An 874-nucleotide genomic window follows, 5' to 3' on the forward strand; every position below is an offset into this window, starting at 1 on the left:
TATAGTCAGTTCAAAATAAAAATGTTATGCCTTGGACAAATATCATAAAACAATTTGGATAAGTCATTTTGCATCCAACCTTGGCGTAGAAACTTCACTTGAGCCCATTTCTTTTCGATAGGGTTTAGGTCTGGGCTGTACGGCGGCAACCAAAGAATACGATGCCCGTGCCTGTTTAGTAGCTTTTGAATGCGTTTGCTCTTATGAAATCTGGCGTTATCCATCACAATCACGCATTTGGTTTTAAGACTTGGGATTAGCTTGTGTTTGCACCAGTGATAGAAGACGATGCTGTTGATGTTTGTCTCAAAGTAATCAAGCGCAAACAGCATCTTTTCATACAGAGCACCAATAACGTTGGTTCGCTTTTTACCTTGCCAGTTGTAGCTATCGATACAAGGCTTACCGATCGGCGCATAGCCATGAGAGCGGATGGTCTCGTGCTCAAAGCCGCTTTCATCCATATAGACAATGGGATAGCCTTGCTGCGTAAAGCTATCAAGCTTTCCCTGATACGCCGCTCTTTTTATTGGGCAAGCTTTTGGATGCTCTAAGGTCTTTTTTTTGACTGATGCCTAGGCGCTTTAGGGCATGATAAATGCCTGTTTTACTACAATTTAAACGACGTGCTCGCTCATACTGGTAATCATCAGGATGTTCTTTGACATCATTAAGTAGCACGTCATCTGGTATTTTATAGGGTTTGGTTTGCCTGATTGTTTTGCTATGAACACGTCTCTTCCAGTTTTGTATGGTGGTTGGGCTGAGATTATAGAACTCAGCCGCCCCGGCAATGGTCATACCCTCGTCTAAGCTTTTTAGTACTTGTTTGCGAAAATCTAGTGAGTAAGTCATGGTCTTTATGATAACAATT

At 42.0% G+C, this 874-nt stretch carries 2 protein-coding genes; both read right to left on the minus strand.

Going from position 1 to position 874, the window contains the following annotated elements:
- Nucleotides 1-5: 5 nt before the first annotated feature.
- Entirely contained in the window at nt 6-530 is a 525-nt protein-coding gene (locus ACTQ9S_RS13765; protein WP_149031835.1) for an IS630 family transposase, read from the minus strand.
- The coding region (locus tag ACTQ9S_RS13770) for an IS630 transposase-related protein (RefSeq protein ID WP_440455275.1) at nt 499-874 on the minus strand (376 nt) is incomplete at its 5' end. The genes ACTQ9S_RS13765 and ACTQ9S_RS13770, both read right to left, overlap by 32 nt.

Origin of the sequence: Psychrobacter sp. ASPA161_9 (genome assembly GCF_051970275.1) — a bacterium.
Lineage (GTDB): Bacteria > Pseudomonadota > Gammaproteobacteria > Pseudomonadales > Moraxellaceae > Psychrobacter.